The sequence below is a fragment of the Pseudoalteromonas sp. MM1 genome, assembly GCF_030296835.1.
In the GTDB taxonomy this organism is placed as follows: Bacteria; Pseudomonadota; Gammaproteobacteria; order Enterobacterales; family Alteromonadaceae; genus Pseudoalteromonas.
In genome coordinates this window covers 77191-93537 of the sequence record NZ_AP027923.1, presented here as the reverse complement: position 1 = coordinate 93537, position 16347 = coordinate 77191, and the positions used below count along the sequence as shown (strand labels likewise).

Below are 16347 nucleotides of genomic sequence, written 5' to 3'. Positions count from 1 at the left end.
GTGCTTTAGTTTTTCATGTCTTTTTCTATTTTTCAACTGAGCTATAGTGCTTATAAGTTAAAAACACTTAGTTAAAATCATCAGGAACGCACATGAAAGCATTTGGCTACACCAAAAACACAAAAACGCTTACAGCAACCTCTATACAAGCAATTGAACTTGATACCCCAACCGCCACCGGGCACGACCTACTTATTGAAGTAAAGGCTATTTCGGTAAACCCTGTAGATACAAAAATACGTGCAAATGTAGCGCCAGAGCAAGGCTACAAAGTATTAGGCTGGGACGGTGTAGGCGTTGTAAAAGCCGTTGGCGAGTCGGTTTCGTTATTTAATGTGGGGGATCGTGTATTTTACGCCGGCGATTTATCGCGCCAAGGCAGTAATGCGCAATTTCAATTAGTTGATGAACGTATTGTAGGCCTTGCGCCTAAAACATTAACCGACGCACAAGCCGCAGCGCTGCCGCTAACCAGTATTACCGCCTACGAAATGCTGTTTGACCGCCTGCAAGTGCCTAAAAATAAGCATAATACTCAGCAATCTATTTTAGTTATTGGCGCCGCAGGTGGTGTTGGCTCTATTTTAGTACAGCTTGCCAAGCAACTTACTGGGCTAAACGTGGTAGGTACTGCATCACGCGAGCAAAGCGTAACCTGGCTTAAAGAGTTAGGTGCCGATCATGTGCTCGATCATTCTAAAAACTTAAACGAGCAGCGCAAAGAACTGGATTTAGCTGAGTTTGATTACGTTATTGGCTTAACCCATACCGACCAATATCAAGACCAAATAGTGGAGTGTATAAAACCCCAAGGTAAATTTGCGCTAATAGACGACCCTACATCGTTCGATATTTTAAAATTTAAGCGTAAGTGTATATCGGTGCATTGGGAGTTTATGTTTACCCGCTCGCTATTTACTACCGCCGATATAACAGCGCAGCACACCTTACTTAATGAAATTAGTGAGCTGATAGACTCAGGTACACTTAAAACCACGCTTGGGCAAAATTTAGGCCCAATAAACGCCGCTAATTTATATAAAGCGCACCAAATTTTAGAATCGCACACCTCACGCGGTAAACTTGTTTTAGAAGGCTTTTAAACATGATCGAGATTAAAAAATTACTTTTAGTTGCAGCCTGCAGCACCGCGTTTTTAACCAGCAGTGTGTTTGCTAATACCGCTAATCAAAATGCTGATTTAAAAACAGTTGCTACATTCGATGCGCAGCACCCACCGGGTAACATTGCTATTACGCCATCGGGTCGTAAGTTTTTATCGATACATGGTTTTTACGGCCAAAAGCAAAAAATTATGGAGCTATTAAGCGATGGCACCACCAAACCCTACCCTAATGAAGAATGGGCATACGCGTATAAAAACGGCAAAGGGTTTTACGATGTGCTTGGCATAAATGTATCTGCTGATGGCGTGTTATGGATGCTTGATACATCAGGCCCTGATCATGCTGGGCGTTTAGTCGGTTGGGATACCAATAAAGAGCAGCTGCATAAAATAATTTACTTAGCTAAACCCACCATTACCGACACCTCGTTTTTAAACGATTTAGTCATCGATAATAAACACGGTGTTGTATACATTGCCGACACCGCACAAGGCAGCCAAGCCGCTATTATTACCGTAAATTTAAAAACAGGTGAGGCGCGCAGAGTATTACAAAATAGCCCATACACCACAGCCGAAAACATCGATATGGTCATTGAAGGGCGCACCATGAAACTAGGCGGCCAACCAGCACGTTTAGGCGTAAACCCCATCACGCTCGACCCAAGCGAACAGTGGCTTTACTTTGGCTCTATGTCTGGCACGTCGGTTTACCGTATTGCCACCAGCGACATTAACAATAAAAGCCTGAGTGCAAGCACCCTTGAGAGTAAAGTAACGCGTTACGGCACTAAACCCATTTCCGACGGTATTATTGTTGATGGCGGCGGTAATGTGTATGTTACCGACATAACCAATGACGCAATTGGCGTAGTAAAACCAAGTGGTAAATACCAGGTATTATTTAAAGACGAGCGCTTAAGCTGGCCTGATGGCTTTAGTTATGGCGCCGATCATAAAATATATTTTACCGTAGATGAGCTACATCGCTCGCCAGTATTAAATAACGGTAAAAATGCCAGCCAAGGGAAATTTAGTGTGCTGTCGTTCGACCCGCTAGTAAAGGGTAAAGTAGGGCGCTAATTTCCGCGTATAAAACATAAGCCACGCACCTGCTGCGTGGCTTTTTGGTGCAATTTTTAAGCCCTTGAGCCCCAAAGTAGTGCTAAACGCTAAAAAGTTATTTTTAATGTTTTAATAAATTACTGATTTATATTCATAAAATATTCAATTAACAGTTGGCATAATTCTTCCAAAGTACAAATGTGTTCAGTGAAACTTTCAAGGAAAATACCATGGCTAACCTATACCACACCCTTTACCTACTCTGGCGTTTAGACATTAGCGTATGGCAGGTAAACGATCCGAGCAATACCCATACTACGTGCGACAAAGAGCGAGTTTACAGCCGATAAATTTAGTATTTATAGGCTTTGCAAGCACAGCCATTGCGTTGTATTGTTAAGTAACTAAAAACAATATGATTGGAACGTGTATGCACGCCTTAGAAGTAAATTTTGATGGCTTAGTTGGCCCTACTCACAACTATGCGGGTTTATCGTATGGTAACGTTGCCTCGTTAAATAATGCGGCAAGTTTTTCAAACCCTCAAGAAGCTGTGTTACAGGGCCTTGAAAAAATGAAAGCCATGCACGACAAAGGCCTAACACAAGGTGTGTTTGCGCCCCACGCACGCCCCGATTTAAACGTACTACGTCGCCTAGGTTTTACCGGCAACGACTCGCAAGTTATTCATAAAGCATTTAAAGCAGACCCTATTTTATTGCGCGCGTGTTATTCGGCCTCTGCAATGTGGACCGCCAATGCCGCTACTGTTTCACCTTCGCCAGATACCCTCGATGGCAAAGTGCATTTTACCTCAGCTAATTTAAACAATAAGTTTCATCGCTCGCTAGAGCCTGCTACAACTACCCGCTTACTAAAAGCCATGTTTAATAACGATAGTTATTTTGCACACCACACGCATTTACCCGATCAGGGCTTTTTTGGCGACGAAGGCGCGGCTAACCATACCCGACTTTGCGACAGCCACGGCGAGCAAGGCCTAGAAATGTTTGTATTTGGCGCAAGTGCCTTTAACAGCCAACTACCAAAACCGGCTAAGTTTCCTGCAAGGCAAACACTTGAAGCCTCAGAAGCCATTTGCCGATTACATAACTTAAAAGAATCGAGCCAAATTTTACTGCAGCAAAACCCAGATGTTATAGATCAAGGCGTGTTTCATAACGATGTAATTGCAGTAGGTAACGCAAACGTACTGCTTTGCCACCAGCAAGCATTTTTAAACCAACAAGATGCCCTGCAAGAAATTCGCGATGCCTACACCGGCAGTAAACAGCTATACATAATTGAAGTCCCTACCGATAAAGTAAGCATTAGCGATGCAGTAAGCAGTTACTTATTTAATAGCCAATTAGTAAGCCTAGATGATGGCTCAATGTTATTAGTAGCGCCACAAGAGTGCCAACGTAATAGCGCAGTAAACGCCTACATTGAAGAAATGATTTTAGCCGATAACCCAGTAAACCAAGTGCAGTTTTTTGACCTGCGCCAAAGTATGCAAAATGGTGGCGGACCTGCCTGCCTGCGTTTACGTGTAGCCCTTAACGAGCAAGAACTTGCTGCAGTAAACCCAGCGGTTATTTTAACTGATACTAAATACACCCAACTTTGTGACTGGGCAAAACGCAACTACCGCGATAGATTAGGCGCAAGCGACTTTGCCGATTCAGCCTTATTAACCGAAAGCTACCAAGCACTGGATGAACTAACCCAACTGCTTAATTTAGGCTCAGTGTACGACTTTCAATTAGAAGGTTAATACCTCAGCCAACACAAAGGTTAATACAAAAATAGCGAGCCAAGGCTCGCTATATTTATTTGTGCTTATGCTAATAGAGTTTAAACGTTTTTTATTTACCGTTATTAACCGTTATTGCCGATGCCATCGACTCAGATATATGCAGCGTTCGCTGCGGGAACGGAATGCTCAGCCCTGCACCTTCTATGGCTTCTTTAACGCGCTTATTTAAATCCCACACGGTTTGCCAGTAATCGCCATTTACAGCCCAGGCACGTAATTGTATGTTCACCGCGCTTTCGCCTATTGAGGTAACCATTACTTTAGGCGCTGGCTCTGCGAGTAATCGGCTTTCTGATTCGGCGATTTCTTTAAGTACATTTAAGCCTACATCAATAGAGTCGGCGTACGAAATCCCCACCACTATATCCATGCGCCTTTTACCGTTGCGGGTAAAGTTTTTAATGTTGCCGCCCCACACTTTACCGTTAGGCGATGCGATATAAAGGCCGTCGGTGGTTTTAAAAATGGTCGTAAATAAGTTTATTTCGTTCACTGTGCCAAGCGTGCCGCTTGCATCTACAAAATCGCCTATTTTAAATGGCCTAAGTATGAGTAGCATAATGCCAGCGGCAATATTACTTAAAGTATTTTTAAGCGCCAAACCAATCGCTAAACCCGCCGCGCCCATTAGCGCTATTAAGCTTGCCGTATTAACGCCAAAAATATCTAAAATAAACAGCCCAGCAATTATGTAAACTAAATACCCCGCAATGCTCGATAGAAGCGGCAAAAGTGTTTCGTCTACCTTTTTTAATGGCGACTTAGAGTTTTTAATCGCTTTTTTAACCGAGCGCGCAATAAGTGCACTCGCAACTAAAATAGCCAACGCTAACACCACTTTGTAACCCAAAGTGATAATGGTTTCTGAATGGCTTTGCCAAAACACAATAAGTTTGTCTTTCATACATATTCCAAAAAATGGGCTGACACTCAGCACAATTTAACAAGGAGCAAAGCTAAATACGCTAACCCCACAAATTAACCTTAATGGCTAAAAAACGGCGCGAGTATATAGCTATAAATCAGTTATACCTATTGTTTTTGTATTAAATGAAAGCATTAAATAAAAGCTATGTTCCTCTGACGTTACTATTCAATTTAGGTTAACCCTACACTGTTAGTGTTAGTACAAAAGTTACTGTAAATACTGTCCTCATTTTGAATATGAAAACATAGGAGAAATAATCATGGCGAAAGAAAAAGTAGTTCTAATTACAGGTGCCTCTAGTGGTATAGGTGAAGCAACTGCTAAAACACTGGCTAATAACGGCCACAAAGTAATACTTACAGCCAGAAGCGAAGACAAACTAACAAAATTAGTTATAGAATTAGGTGAAGATAACGCACTCAGTGTACCGGCAAATGCCACCGACTTTACCGAGCTTGAAAACGTAGTAACAAAAGGGCTCGAAAAATTTGGCCGACTAGATGCCGCATTTGCCAATGCAGGTATGGGCGTTTCAACCGCAGGCACCGAACAAGGTGACCCTGATGAATGGTCAACCATGATAGACATAAACATTAAAGCTCTGCTGTGGACGGCAAAAGCAACACTGCCACATTTGCGCCAAAACAAAGGGCATTTTATATTAACCAGCTCAGCCGCTGGCCGTAAGCCTATTAAAGGCTCTATTTATGGCGCAACTAAATGGTTTGCTTACGGGTTTGGACAAAACTTAGCTGAGGAAATGAGCGAGTGGAATGGCCGCTGTACCACCATAGCCCCTGGCATGGTAAACACCCCATTTTTTGATGAAGCTAAGCCCGACAAACTCGACCCGCAAGATGTAGCCGACGCCGTATTATTTGCAATAGAAGCAAACCAGCGCAATAGTGTGCGTGAGATTTATTTAATGCCGACTAATTAACGTTAATTGGTTAAGTTTGAGCTGTCAGGTTTAATGCTAATGGCGTTAAACCTGATGGTTATTAACTTTAAATACCGCCTAGGTAGAAGAAAGAGTTTAGAATAGATGTTTAGCTTATTTATATCCCAAAAAAGCTGACTTTTACGCATACAGCTCAATCACTTTTGACAAATAACTTTTTGAAGAGCTCTTCTGATCTTAAAAGGCCTTCCTCAGTTAAAACAACCGACTTTGTTTTACCAACGGGATCGTGAATATAACCTTTTTCATAAAGCCGATCGGTAATACTCCAATCTATTTGTTTCCAAGCCCTACCAAACTTATCATGCAAAGTAAGGTAAAATAGCGCTAATGCTGCTTCATCAATTTTATTTTCATCTATTTCCACTGCGATCTCCATTATTCACATTGATACTAACACCCAAGTAGGGGCATTACACGTGAGCTAACATACGTAACGAAGTGACGGGAGCCGACCACAAATACGGGTGAGGGGCATTATCTCGCTTACTTTGTTAACTACTAGTAATGGTAACGACACGAAATAACTGTAATTGCTGTATCATCCACGGCATATACTAAACGATTGGTATCATCTATTCTGCGAGACCAAAAGCCTGAAAGGTTTTCTTTAAGGGGTTCCGGTTTTCCAATCCCATCAAAAGGAGAGCGCTTAACATCGGTTATTAGCTTATTAATACGCTTCAAGGTTTTCTTATCTTGAGTCTGCCAGTAGACGTAACTATTCCAAGCTTCATCAGTCCATGATAATAACCTGTTACTCATCAATCAGTTCTCGCGTGGTTGTTTTACCCGCTTTAAACTGTGCAATTGAACGGTTTAAGTGTTCAACGTTCGCTGGAGAGCGAAGTAAATGAACAGTTTCCATGAGGCTGTTATAGTAATCTAATGACATTACAACCGCATCTTCAGTGTCACGACGAGTGATGACTGTCGTATCTGCATCATTAATTACATTATCCAAAACGGCTTTTAGACTATTTCGGGCTTCGGTAAAAGAGACTATTCTCATTTTGCACCTCACTTGTACATTATATAAGCCAAGTTTAGCTGGAAAAATATTACATGTACAGGATGCTGTGCATTACTTTGCCGTGGTAGCAAATTTCTAAATAAGGCGCAAAGACATACGAGCTAAAATATTTGATGAACGAGCAAAAACCAACTGTTTTTTGTCCGTTTAAGCAACTTGTATGGGTTACAAAACATCTTGTTTGATTGAGTGTGCTTTGAGTTCCTTAGATATTGAATTTCGATCCATTTTTTCAGGTAATAAGAATGTAATTTCACTATCATCAGTAAACTTAAAAACGATGCCTTTTAAAATAAACCTGTATGAAGAGATCAGTTCCCAAGGTATCAAAGTAATGTTATCCGCTTTAATTCTAACAAGGCCTTTGGGGCCTGAGTCAATTTTAACTGGTGACAGCCAAGTAATCGTATACAAGACCCAAGCTAAAATGAAACCTCCCACAGGCGCAATCCAAATAATTTTAGTTACGTGATGGATAAAGTCATCTTTAGTCAGCAGACTTATTGCGGCCAAAAAAACAAAAAACAGCGTCCATAATAAGCAACTAATTAACAGCCCCTTTGAAATGAGGCTGTATTTCTCTTGATTTTGGATTGATTTAATCCAAGGTTCAGTCCATTTCATTGCCTAATTTTAACCCTAACAATTTAGTCTACGACATTTGTCGCTTTACAAACCGAAAAATGTCTTTATATACAATAATTTTATCCTAGCTATAAAATAAACATCTGTAAGCAGATAGTTAGCTTCGCCTTACCTTTCCTAAATACAGCAAAAACCCAAATTGGTAGAGAGCAGTAATATCAAATAAATTACTGTTTAGTTGTACTAGTTGAATATTAATATCTGTGTTTAAACCAATAACGCTTACACTCCATACATCTTATGCTTGTAACTTGTTATTATTTTAAAAGTCATAAACCACGCCTATTGAATCCTCTGTATTTTTACTTCATATTGGGGCGTGTTGACCTTTGCGGATTGAAATTTGTTCAATCTAGGGGTGATTAAATCGCGGCGCGAGGTTTGTAACCTAGTGGGCTCGATAACTGCTCCTGCGTTATTCTAATGACTTACATCCATGTAAGAATAAGTAAAAACCGAGCAACAAAGAGTTTATCGTCCCTAGAAAGAACCCAACGGGCAGCGCATGTTTGGCATTTATGCTACGTTATCGCCTATTTATGGGGAGTAACCACACTACATAGGCTCTGCCTTGCCTAAAAACCAAACACACTGCTGCAAATTCAACCATCAAAGATAAACACGCCCTAACTCTTTTCTTCAATTATGAGGCTGTTATGTCACTTTTAAAATTTAGCCAAGCACTTATTCTTACCCTTGCGAGTACCGTGTCGCTTACAAGCCATGCGGCGCTTGATAAAAACGAGCGTGAAATAGTAAAACAGGTCGATAAAAATATTCCCCAAGCACTTGAAGAGATAAAACAAGCGGTAAATATTAATAGCGGCTCACTTAATATTGAAGGTGTAAAAAAGGTAGGCGCACTTGCAAGTGAGCAACTAAAAGCGATTGGTTTTAAGGTTGAGTGGTTAGATGGCAGCACGTTTAACCGTGCAGGGCATGTACTCGCTACGCATGAGAGTAAAAACCCCGATGCAATAAAAATACTGATGATCGGCCATCTTGATACGGTGTTTGCCAAACACGATAACTTTACTACCTACAAACAAATTGATGAACACACCGCCAGCGGCCCAGGTGTAGCCGATATGAAAGGCGGCAACACTATAATAATTACCGCCCTTAAAAGCTTACAAGCCCTTAATTTACTTGAAAACGTAAGCATTAAAGTACTACTTACCGGCGATGAAGAAAGCAGCGGTCGCCCGCTTAGTTTATCTAAAAAGGCGATTGTTGATGCAGCAATTTGGGCTGACGTAGCGCTAGGTTTTGAGAACGGCGATAACAATATTAAAACCGCGATGGCAGCGCGCCGTGGTTATACCGGCTGGACATTAAATGTAACGGCCAATGCGGCCCATTCGTCGCAAATATTTAGTGACAATGTGGGCTATGGCGCTATTTACGAGGCCTCGCGTATTTTAAATGACTTTAGAGAGCAACTTGCCACGCAACCTAATTTAACCTTTAACCCTGGGCTTATTGTGGGTGGCACTGATGCACAGTACAACAGTGCTAACTCGTCAGCCACGGCGTTTGGTAAAAGTAATGTAATTGCACAAACCGTGCATGTAGCGGGTGATTTACGAGCGCTTTCGCCAAAGCAGGTAGAAGGCGCTAAAAAAGTGATGCAGCAAATAGTGGCTAAAAGCTTAAATGGCAGCCAAGCTGAGCTTATTTTTGAAGACGGCTACCCACCAATGGGGCTCACCGAAGGTAATAAAAAGCTGCTTGCACTGTATAGCCAAGCAAGCCAAGACTTAGGTTATAACAAAGTGGCGGCTGCAAACCCTCGTAATGCCGGTGCTGCTGATATTTCGTTTGCTGCAAACCATGTTGATATGGCGCTTGATGGGCTAGGCCTAATGGGCAGTGGCGCGCACACTAAAAACGAAACCGCCGATTTAACCAGCCTAAATAAAAACACCGCTAAAACAGCGCTGCTTATATACAGATTAGGCCAGTTATAAACGCAGGCTTAGCCTTTATGGGTTAATAGGCTCTAACCGTTTGTTCGCTACTTGCAATGCAAATTTGCGTAGCGTTTTAAGTTGCGGGCTTTCGGTTTGCCAATAGTGCCAATACAAAGGCGTATCAATATAATATTCTGGGAATAAATCGACTAACTCTCCTTTTGTTAACGAATCTCCTAGCTGTAATGTAGGTAATAACCCATAACCTAAGCCTGCGATCATGGCTTGTTTAAATCCCTCTGACGAAGGGTATATATGGGTAAACAATGGAGTTGAGCCGTTAATGTCGTTTAAAAACTGATGCTGTAGCTTATCAAGGTCGCTATACACTAAACACGGTAAGTGCGCTAACTGCGAAAGGTCGTTGATTTTATGCTGCTTTATAAATTCAGGACTCGCAATGGCTTTATAGCGTATAGCGCCAAGTGGGCTAACAAGCCCGCCATTTACAGGCTCGGGTGATGAGCTAATACACACCATAACCTCGCCGTCTTTCATTCTTTTATGGGCGACTGATTGATCTTCACTAATTACTTCAAAGCGTAGTTTGCACGTAAGCTCACTATCAAGCACAGCGAGTGCTTCGGGCAACCAGGTGGCAAGCGAATCCGCATTAGCAGCTAGCCTTACGCTAAGTGGTGTATTTAAATCAGTATGCTCGTTAAGCGCTCCCACATTAAGGGCTACTTCTAGCTGTAATACTTGCTGTAAATGATTAAGTAAGCGCTTGCCGAGTGCTGTAGGTGATGGTGGCTGGGTTCTTATTAATACGGGTTCACCTAGTTTGGCTTCTAGCTGATGAATACGCCGGCTCACTGCCGATTGGGTAATAAATAACTTTTTAGATGCCTTTTCAAATCCGCCTTCACTTATAACGGCGCTAAGCGCATTGAGTAACTGATAATCAATCATGAGTTTTACGCATATAACAATAAATATATTCATTGGATTTGTAACAGAATACTCCCTACCCTGCAAGGCATTGAATAGCAGGTTTTATTTATTTGGATTTAAAGTATGTCGTTTTTGTCGGGTGTGATGTTAGGGCTGAGTTTAATTATTGCCATTGGGGCGCAAAATATTTGGATTTTAAGCCAATGTATGGCGGGCGCTAACCGTTTTGTATTAGCTGTAGTTTGCATAATTTGTGACTCCACTTTAATTATTGTAGGGGTATTTGCAGCTAATGAGTTAAAGCTATGGCTGCCAGGGTTATTACCGTGGTTAACGTGGGGCGGTATAGCTATGTTACTTTACTTAGCATTTGGCTCTGCGCGCAGTGCAATTAAAGGCACATCGGGGTTAAAGGTAACTCAAGTAATAAAAGTGAGCTGGTGGCAAACTGCCCTTGCGGCCTTTGCAATAAGTTTACTAAATCCACATGTTTATTTAGATACCGTATTACTGCTTGGCAGTATTGGCGCACTACAACCAGAGCCTATGCACTTTGCCATTGGCGCTTGTGTTGCCTCTGTTATTTGGTTTAGCAGCTTAGTATTGTTTGCGCCAAAGTTAAAAAAGGTTTTAAGCTCCCCGTTTAGATGGCGCGTATTTGATAGCTGCATTGCGGTTATTTTATGTTTTGTAGCGTTTCAGTTATATAACGTGCCCAGCCAATAAGCCAAAACAGCGGTAATTATGTATTTAACTACCGCTGTTGTTAGCCGTTTATTATCGACTAAGACATTATTTTATATAGAAGCTCTCGCACTGTGGCGGGTTCAAACGGCTTATCACAAATGGCATCAACTCCCGCTTGCGCAATATTAGCCAAATGGGTTTCGTTTGCCTCTGAGCTCACCATTAAAATTGGAATATGCGAGTAAGCATTAGAGCCACGCACTGTTTCGGTTAGTTCGCGCCCATCCATTTCCGGCATGTTGTAATCGGTAACGATTAAGTCGAACGACTGCTCGTTAAGGTGCGTTATGGCTTCTTTACCGTTTTCGGCTTCTACTGGCGCAGGAATACCCATGCCAGCAAGTACGCGTATTATGTGTTTACGCGCAAAGCGGCTGTCGTCAACCACGAGCACACGTAGTAGTGTTACATCAAAATGATCAAGCTCTACTTCTTCTTCGCTTATAATATCGAGCGTTGCTTTTAGTGCGCGGGTAATGGCTTTTGCGCTAAAAGGTTTAGGTAAAATAGCCAGTACACCCGATTGGCGTAATTGCTCAAGATACTTTTTATTACGTTCGCTCGATATAAGCATAAAGGGTTGATGCTCAGTGGCTGGGTTTGATCTTATTTTTTGCAACAATGAGTCGGCAGTGCCGTCAGATAAATACATAGAGCTTATTACTAGGTCTGGGTGATAACTTGCTAATAAGCTAAGCGCTTGTGTTTGTGTAGATGCAGTTTCAACTTGTTTTACACCGCTTTCTAAAAGCGATTTTATTATTATTTTTTGCTGAACCTCCGAGGGCTCTACAAGTAAAATTGACAAGTTAGCTATTGCAGTTAAGTCGCTCATTTAGATCTCTTTAGTATTGTTGTAATCAGGATAATAATATCATTGTTGGCTCGTTAGTATTATAAAAAGAGATTGTAATATTTAAGAAAACATTAGCAATCTCTTTAAAATATAGCACTTTCTAATTAGATTGAATGTATTCTAGTGCATTCATTTTTTTGAACGTTACATTACTGTGCATTATATGAACAGGGTTAGGGTCAACAACCTCAACAGGTATATCGTAATTACGAGCTATTTCTAATGCCATTTGAGTGATATTGACGCTAAATGAAGTGCCCATAAATACCATTTTATCGGCATTGAGCATACGCTGCTGTGCTTCGGTTATTCTGTAAAGCTCGGTGTAAAATTCATCAAACAACAACACAAAAGGCTTAAACGAATGGTTGAGCTCAGGTATTTGATTTTGAATGTTAAACAGCTCAAACAATGATGCGTGTAAGCGGCTTTCGTCTACGCTATCCCATGGGGTCATTAGCGGTTTAACGGCTTCGCCTTGCTCATGAAATAACGTCATCTGATCGAGCCTGCCATGTATAGCAATATAATTTTTGTTACCCGCTTTGCCATCAAGCCCATCTATATTTTGGGTTATTAAGTTTTTATCGCTAAGCCAATGGTGAACGTCGTTAGGGCCATGGTTACGATACGCTGCAAAGCGGTTGTAATACCAAGCTAAAAACTCGCGCGGATTGTTTTGATACATAGCACGCGTGGCCATTTCCATAGGTGTATAGTTTTTACTGCCTATCGTCCAAAAGCCATCTTCGCCCCTAAAAGTAGGTATACCACTGGCAGCGCTTACCCCTGCTCCGGTAATATAAAGGGTATTCACTGTGTTACCTCATAACCTGTTACATCGCTTATTACTTGCTGTTGGTTGTTCATACCGCCAATACGATACAAAGCCCCGTTGTGCTCAAGTAGCCCGCGGTGATCCATGCTGCCTTTGGCTAAAGGCGGTAAAACTAGCCATTTATTTTGCTCAATATTAAAGCGCCACACATGTTTACTTGCCGGAGCGGGCTTTTTATTGTAACCAATACCGTTGTAATTATAGGGGTTATTAGAGCCGCCAATCATGTAAATATTGTTATTGTAGCTAGCAGCGGCCATACGGTAATGCGACTCCCCCGTTGGGTGAGGCAAAGTACGCCAATCTATTTTTAGTGGATTTTGAGTATCTATTGTGCCTTTTAAACACTGCGCAACACCTGCAAAAGAGCGGCGTGAATTGGGGTTGGCTTGGGTTTTAACGCCATCGCATATAACAATGGTGTTACCACTAATAGCAGCTGCTTGGCCAAATACTGGCTCACCTAAAAAAGGCGACGCCTGTTGCCATGTGTCGGTTTGGGTGTCGTATACTTGTACTAAATTTACGTTACCATCGTTATGCCAACCGCTAATAAGGTATATGTAACGCTCTTTGTAGCTTAGCGCTACGCTGTCATCAACCGGTACAGGCATACTTGCAAGGTGCTTGTATGTATTACTTTTAATATCAAAACGGTACACGTCGGGGCTTGAAATTTCAGTATGGTCGCTATCTACCGTATAACCACCAAAAATATAAGCGTATTCACCTAAGCCAACCGCAGTACTCGCTAAACGTCCTTTTAACGGCAAACTTGAAGGTACACTCGCTTGTTGTTGCCATGCGCTCTCACCTAATTTAAGTGAAAACACCTTGTTGTGTACATCGGTATGTTGTTTGTTTTTACCAAGCCCCATAAAACTTAAAAAATAGCTTTGCTTTTCAACAGTAACCTTGGCGACTGCATTGTTTGCAACGGGTTCAGGTAAAGCAGGAAGGCTTGCTAACGCAATAGAAAAAAGAAGGCTCATAAACAAATAATATAAAAGTGAAGAATACACTTAGGGTAAATTATTTTGCCTGTATGAACCAGCTAACTTGAGGTAATTTATCATATTAATATGCGTATCCCGGTGTGCTGTGTTTTCACTTCAGCTCATGAGGCTTTACAATAATCAGCAACCTTCACCCCTAAAGTAATTTACACGACCCAATCATTAAATTTTGAGACTTTTTTAGTAATTTTTATTTAGAAGATAACAAATTTTAATAATTTAGCGCTAAGTTTAAAACATACTTGCTACTAAGCAATTTATTTTAGTTAACCTAATAAAGTGTACTTTTAGCAATATAAAGTATGCTAATATTTTGTGGTAACAAATGTTTTACAAAAATATATCCTGTTTTTGATTTTTGATCCCTGTGGAGAAACCTAGGTGAAAATACCTAAAAAGTTATTGTGCTTACTGATTATTGCCTCACCAATAATTGCTGCAGAACCATTAAACGACGATGATTTAGACCTTGACGCGTTAATGGAAATGGATGTTCAAGCAACCTCTGCAATGAAACGAGCACAGTCGGCCTTTACTACCGCCTCTTCTATTTATGTGCTCAGCAAAGAGCAAATTACAAGCTCGGGCGCTACCTCTATTCCTGAGGCGTTAAAAATGGTGCCAGGCCTTGCAGTAAGACAACTTGATAACAATCAATGGGCTATTTCTGCTCGCGGTGTTGCTTCACGTTATTCAAGCAAATTATTAGTAATGATAGATGGGCAAAGCCTATATACGCCAAAATTTGCAGCTGTGTACTGGGAGTCGTTACACGTGCCTTTATATGATATTGAGCGCATTGAGGTTATTCGCGGTCAGGGCGGGTTGTTATGGGGTAATAACGCAAATAATGGCGTTATCAATATCATTACTAAAAATAGCTTAGATACACGCAACACTTACGCTAAAGCAATTACAGGTAATCAAATAAATGCCGACATAAGCCTTCGCCATGGTGGTGATATTTCTGATATTGGTAGTTACAGGGGCTACTATAATACTAAAAATACCGCACCTTCTAAAAAAGGCAGCCGCATTAAACCTAATGACTTTACTAAACAGCACGCTGGCGGCTTTAGAGCTGATTTTACGCCAAGCGATGAGTGGTCAATCCTTCTGCAAGGGGATCATACTCACACAGAGCACGGCCAAAACCTGACTGGCGTAGTAGATGCGTCTAACCGCAGTCAGCAGTTTCCAACTATTGCAGATAGGCGCGATACGCGATTAATGACCCGCGTTGAGCATCGCCTTTCAGATAATGCAAACCAAATGCTGCAAATGTCGTGGCTTAAACAACAAGGTGATCAGCCCTTTATAAATGAAGATTTTGAATCGATTGACGTTGATTATCAAATGAACTTTATTACCGGTGAGCTACAGGTAGATTGGGGGCTAAATTATCGCTTTAATGATATTTCTTTCCAAGATAGTATTTTTATTAATAGTGACAGAGACTTCGATAACCTTTATCAATATGGTGCCATGCTACAAGCGCAATACAGTGTTATTCCTGATACGTTAAATCTCATTGTAGGCACCAAAGTAGAGCATAACGATTTAACTGGCTGGGAAAACCAACCCCTTGCCCGCTTTACCTATCAGCCATATGACGACCACCTAGCTTGGGGTTCAATTTCTCGAAGCGTGCGCATTCCTACACTTATTGAATATAATGATAACTTTAGAGTAAATGGCCAAAAAGTCTCAGATGTTGTTGGCATGCAAACGGGTATTGCCGAAATAGATCAATACCATATAGCTACATTTTTAAATGGTAACGATAGCGTAAAAGCCGAAAACTACACCTCGTACGAGATAGGCTACCGTATATCTAAAGCAGACTGGTCTTTAGATGTTTCTGCATTTAATACGCAAGCGGATGATGTTGCCGTAATTAGTTTAAACCCTCACATAGAACAATTTATACCTGCATTAAACCTTTACCTTACAGGGCAAATACCTCAAGCATTTGCAGCGCTTCAAACAACAAGCTTAGACTACGACTTTGTTTCAGTAGGCAAAACCACCACAACCGGCGGTGATTTATTATTTTCGATGCAACTAATGGATAACTTAAGTAGCGAAATAGGCTACAGCTATACAAAAATAGATTACGACTTACCTAATGCAACCCGCCCTTCCATTGGCTACGACTCAGTAAACAGACAATTATTTACTAAACTGAATTACCAATTGAGTGAGCAGCATTCTATTTATGCCACGCTAAGAGCCGAAAACTCAAACACGTACAATACAGATAACTACACCGCAGTAGACCTTACATGGAACTGGAAAATAAACAATAACTGGGCCACTGCCGTATCAGGCAAAAACTTATTTGCAGGCTCACATATAGAATACGGTAATACTCGCGAAACATTTACAGTTCCAAATTACATTGACGAGTGTGTCACGTTTTCAGTTAGTGCAACATTTTAAGAGA

General features: G+C 41.2%; 16 protein-coding genes. 7 read left to right on the top strand and 9 right to left on the bottom strand.

The features are described 5' to 3' along the window. Window positions 1-92: 92 nt before the first annotated feature. The 3 genes from QUE46_RS17050 to astB all read left to right on the top strand — a co-directional run bounded on the left by QUE46_RS17050 (window position 93) and on the right by astB (window position 3968). Window positions 93-1103, top strand: a complete 1011-nt coding sequence (locus QUE46_RS17050; protein ID WP_286248751.1) for a zinc-binding alcohol dehydrogenase family protein — start codon at window positions 93-95, stop codon at window positions 1101-1103. 2 nt (window positions 1104-1105) lie between these two features. Beyond that, window positions 1106-2209: an L-dopachrome tautomerase-related protein gene (locus QUE46_RS17045; protein ID WP_286248749.1), complete on the top strand. Its 1104-nt coding sequence runs from the start codon at window positions 1106-1108 to the stop codon at window positions 2207-2209. Between the two features lie 412 nt (window positions 2210-2621). After that, entirely contained in the window at window positions 2622-3968 is a 1347-nt protein-coding gene (gene astB / locus QUE46_RS17040; RefSeq protein WP_286248747.1) for an N-succinylarginine dihydrolase, read from the top strand. Window positions 3969-4059: 91 nt separating this feature from the next. Here the strand turns inward: astB and QUE46_RS17035 are convergent, their stop codons facing one another. Continuing rightward, on the bottom strand, window positions 4060-4914 hold the full coding sequence (locus QUE46_RS17035; protein ID WP_286248746.1) for a mechanosensitive ion channel family protein: 855 nt from the start codon (window positions 4912-4914) through the stop codon (window positions 4060-4062). Window positions 4915-5197: 283 nt separating this feature from the next. Between QUE46_RS17035 and QUE46_RS17030 the strand changes: the two genes are divergently transcribed. Next, complete coding sequence (locus tag QUE46_RS17030; protein WP_286248743.1) at window positions 5198-5878, top strand: SDR family oxidoreductase; 681 nt, start codon at window positions 5198-5200, stop codon at window positions 5876-5878. Window positions 5879-6032: 154 nt separating this feature from the next. On the opposite strand, the gene QUE46_RS17025 is transcribed toward QUE46_RS17030, so the two are convergent. From QUE46_RS17025 to QUE46_RS17010, 4 genes are all read right to left on the bottom strand, one after another. Continuing rightward, window positions 6033-6266 (bottom strand): DUF6429 family protein, encoded by a 234-nt coding sequence (locus QUE46_RS17025; protein ID WP_286248741.1) that lies wholly within the window; start codon window positions 6264-6266, stop codon window positions 6033-6035. Between the two features lie 134 nt (window positions 6267-6400). Further along, window positions 6401-6664, bottom strand: coding sequence for a Txe/YoeB family addiction module toxin (locus QUE46_RS17020; RefSeq protein WP_286248739.1), 264 nt, complete (start codon window positions 6662-6664; stop codon window positions 6401-6403). Further along, complete coding sequence (locus QUE46_RS17015; RefSeq protein WP_286248737.1) at window positions 6657-6911, bottom strand: type II toxin-antitoxin system Phd/YefM family antitoxin; 255 nt, start codon at window positions 6909-6911, stop codon at window positions 6657-6659. The genes QUE46_RS17020 and QUE46_RS17015 overlap by 8 nt, the downstream gene beginning before the upstream one ends. Window positions 6912-7097: 186 nt before the next feature. Beyond that, window positions 7098-7556: a hypothetical protein gene (locus QUE46_RS17010; RefSeq protein WP_055016077.1), complete on the bottom strand. Its 459-nt coding sequence runs from the start codon at window positions 7554-7556 to the stop codon at window positions 7098-7100. Between the two features lie 677 nt (window positions 7557-8233). Between QUE46_RS17010 and QUE46_RS17005 the strand changes: the two genes are divergently transcribed. Next, on the top strand, window positions 8234-9547 hold the full coding sequence (locus tag QUE46_RS17005; RefSeq protein ID WP_286248736.1) for a M20/M25/M40 family metallo-hydrolase: 1314 nt from the start codon (window positions 8234-8236) through the stop codon (window positions 9545-9547). 15 nt (window positions 9548-9562) lie between these two features. Here the strand turns inward: QUE46_RS17005 and QUE46_RS17000 are convergent, their stop codons facing one another. Further along, window positions 9563-10462 (bottom strand): LysR family transcriptional regulator ArgP, encoded by a 900-nt coding sequence (locus QUE46_RS17000; RefSeq protein ID WP_286248735.1) that lies wholly within the window; start codon window positions 10460-10462, stop codon window positions 9563-9565. Between the two features lie 105 nt (window positions 10463-10567). On the opposite strand from QUE46_RS17000, the gene QUE46_RS16995 reads away from it, so the two are divergent. Further along, window positions 10568-11170: a LysE/ArgO family amino acid transporter gene (locus QUE46_RS16995; RefSeq protein WP_286248734.1), complete on the top strand. Its 603-nt coding sequence runs from the start codon at window positions 10568-10570 to the stop codon at window positions 11168-11170. 58 nt (window positions 11171-11228) lie between these two features. On the opposite strand, the gene QUE46_RS16990 is transcribed toward QUE46_RS16995, so the two are convergent. The 3 genes from QUE46_RS16990 to QUE46_RS16980 all read right to left on the bottom strand — a co-directional run bounded on the left by QUE46_RS16990 (window position 11229) and on the right by QUE46_RS16980 (window position 13877). Beyond that, window positions 11229-12026: a response regulator gene (locus tag QUE46_RS16990; protein WP_286248733.1), complete on the bottom strand. Its 798-nt coding sequence runs from the start codon at window positions 12024-12026 to the stop codon at window positions 11229-11231. 121 nt (window positions 12027-12147) lie between these two features. Continuing rightward, the gene (locus tag QUE46_RS16985; protein WP_286248732.1) at window positions 12148-12864 is read right to left on the bottom strand and encodes a Sir2 family NAD-dependent protein deacetylase; all 717 of its coding nucleotides are present in this window, start codon (window positions 12862-12864) and stop codon (window positions 12148-12150) included. Next, a complete protein-coding gene (locus QUE46_RS16980) occupies window positions 12861-13877 on the bottom strand; it encodes a kelch repeat-containing protein (protein ID WP_286248731.1) in 1017 nt (338 codons plus the stop codon). Before QUE46_RS16980 ends, QUE46_RS16985 begins: the two co-directional genes overlap by 4 nt. A gap of 405 nt (window positions 13878-14282) precedes the next feature. Here QUE46_RS16980 and QUE46_RS16975 point away from each other — a divergent pair, with 405 nt between their 5' ends. Further along, window positions 14283-16343, top strand: coding sequence for a TonB-dependent siderophore receptor (locus QUE46_RS16975; protein ID WP_286248730.1), 2061 nt, complete (start codon window positions 14283-14285; stop codon window positions 16341-16343). Window positions 16344-16347: the final 4 nt, after the last annotated feature.